This window comes from Streptomyces botrytidirepellens (genome assembly GCF_003721215.1).
Lineage (GTDB): Bacteria > Actinomycetota > Actinomycetes > Streptomycetales > Streptomycetaceae > Streptomyces > Streptomyces himastatinicus.
The window spans coordinates 1-2,685 of the sequence record NZ_RIBZ01000536.1 but is presented as its reverse complement, the minus strand read 5'-3'; the positions used below and the strand labels follow the sequence as shown (position 1 = coordinate 2,685).

The 2,685-nt window shown below is 70.1% G+C and carries 1 protein-coding gene and 1 pseudogene; both read left to right on the top strand.

The features are described 5' to 3' along the window. Positions 1-263, top strand: a pseudogene (locus EEJ42_RS32460) (rRNA cytosine-C5-methyltransferase); the annotation flags it as partial. Positions 264-359: 96 nt separating this feature from the next. Beyond that, positions 360-2,579, top strand: a complete 2,220-nt coding sequence (locus EEJ42_RS32455; protein ID WP_123105507.1) for an NADP-dependent isocitrate dehydrogenase — start codon at positions 360-362, stop codon at positions 2,577-2,579. The last annotated feature ends 106 nt before the right edge of the window (positions 2,580-2,685 follow it).

The following is a 2,685-nucleotide window of genomic DNA, read 5'->3' as shown; positions in this document are numbered from 1 at the left end:
TGCGCGAGGCGCTGGCCGCCGTACGCATCGGCGGCGTCGTCGGCTACGCGACCTGCTCCCCGCACCCGGCCGAGACCCGCGCCGTGGTCGACGACGTGCTGGGGGAGGCCCGCAAGGGCCAGGGCGCCACGGCGGAGTGGATCGACGCCCGCCCCCTGATGCCGAACGTCCCCGCCCTCGGCGAGGGCCCCGACGTCCAGCTGTGGCCGCATCTGCACGGCACGGACGCCATGTACCTGGCCCTGCTGCGCCGCACGGGCTGAGGGCACGGCGAGCGTTCGGTGCCCCCTTTAGGCCCCCGCCGGATCACGGGATATCTTGATGTCGAGCAATGTTACAGACGTGGAGCGGAGCACCCGGTGACTGACTCGACCATCATCTATACGCACACCGACGAGGCCCCGGCCTTGGCGACGTATTCGTTCCTGCCTGTGGTCGAGGCCTACGCCTCGACGGCCGGGGTCTCCGTGGAGCGGCGGGACATCTCCCTGGCCGGGCGCATCATCGCTCAGTTCCCCGAGCGGCTCGAGGCGAGCCAGCGCATCGAGGACGCCCTCGCCGAGCTGGGCGAGCTGGCCAAGACGCCCGGGGCCAACATCATCAAGCTGCCGAACATCTCGGCGTCCATTCCGCAGATGAAGGCGGCCATCGCCGAGCTCCAGGAGCAGGGTTACGCGCTGCCGGACTACCCGGACGACCCCAAGACCGACGAGGAGCGGGACATCCGCGCCCGGTACGACAAGGTCAAGGGCAGCGCCGTCAACCCGGTCCTGCGCGAGGGCAACTCCGACCGCCGCGCCCCGGCGTCGGTCAAGAACTACGCCAAGGCCAACCCGCACCGCATGGGCGCCTGGTCGGCCGATTCGAAGACGAACGTCGCCCACATGACCGGCGACGACTTCCGCTCCACCGAGAAGTCCGCGGTGATCGCCGAGGACGGTGCGCTGCGCATCGAGCTGACCGGTGACGACGGCTCCACCACCGTGCTGCGCGAGTCGGTGCCGGTGCTCGCGGGCGAGGTCGTGGACGCGTCCGTGATGCGCGTGGCGGTGCTGCGCGAGTTCCTCAAGGAGCAGGTCGCGCGGGCCAAGGCCGAGGGCGTGCTGTTCTCGGTGCACCTGAAGGCCACGATGATGAAGGTCTCCGACCCGATCATCTTCGGCCATGTCGTACGGGCCTTCTTCCCGAAGACGTTCGCCGCGTACGGCCAGGCGCTGGCCGCGGCCGGGCTCACCCCGAACGACGGGCTCGGCGGCATCCTCAAGGGCCTGGAGTCGCTGCCCGAGGGCGCGAAGATCAAGGAGTCCTTCGAGGCGGAGCTGGCCGAGGGCCCGGAGCTGGCCATGGTCGACTCCGACCGCGGCATCACCAACCTGCACGTCCCGAGCGACGTCATCGTCGACGCCTCCATGCCGGCCATGATCCGTACCTCGGGCCACATGTGGGACACCAAGGGCGAGGAGGCCGACACCCTCGCGGTCATCCCGGACAGCAGCTACGCGGGCATCTACCAGGTCGTCATCGACGACTGCCGCGCCAACGGCGCCTTCGACCCGTCGACCATGGGCTCGGTGCCCAACGTCGGCCTGATGGCGCAGAAGGCCGAGGAGTACGGCAGCCACGACAAGACCTTCGAGATCCCGTCCACCGGCACCGTGCGGGTGACCGACGGCCAGGGCAACCTGGTCCTGGAGCAGACGGTCAGCGAGGGCGACATCTTCCGGATGTGCCAGACCAAGGACGCGCCGATCCGGGACTGGGTCAAGCTCGCCGTCACCCGCGCCCGCGCGACCGGCGACCCGGCGGTGTTCTGGCTGGACGAGGGCCGCGCCCACGACGCCAACCTCATCGCCAAGGTCAAGCAGTACCTCCCGGAGCACGACACCGAGGGGCTGCGGATCGAGATCATGTCCCCCGTCGACGCGATCGCGTTCTCCCTGGAGCGCATCCGCCGCGGCGAGAACACGATCTCGGTGACCGGCAACGTGCTGCGTGACTACCTGACCGACCTGTTCCCGATCCTGGAGCTGGGCACCAGCGCCAAGATGCTGTCGGTCGTGCCGCTGATGAACGGCGGCGGGCTGTTCGAGACCGGCGCCGGCGGCTCCGCGCCCAAGCACGTGCAGCAGCTGGTCAAGGAGAACTACCTGCGCTGGGACAGCCTGGGCGAGTTCCTCGCGCTCGCGGTCAGCTTCGAGCACCTCGCGCAGACCACCGACAACGCGCGGGCCCAGGTGCTCGCCGACACCCTGGACCGGGCGACCGCCACGTTCCTCCACGAGAACAAGTCGCCCAGCCGCCGGGTCGGTGGCATCGACAACCGAGGCAGCCACTTCTACCTGGCCCTCTACTGGGCCCAGGAGCTGGCCAAGCAGACCGAGGACCCCCAGCTCGCGGAGTCGTTCAAGGTGCTCGCCGCGACGCTGACCGAGCAGGAGCAGACCATCGTGGACGAGCTGCTCGCCGTCCAGGGCTCGCCGTCCGACATCGGTGGCTACTACCAGCCCGACGCGGCCAAGGCGTCGGCCGTGATGCGTCCGTCGAAGACCCTCAACCAGGCGCTCGCCGCCCTGCGCTGACGGTCCTTCCGTACGGTCCTCCCGTACACCCGGGTTCCGCCCCGGCCGGTGCTCGCGCCCGGCCGGGGCGGTCCCGTATCCGCCGCACCTCGCTACGGGACGGCGG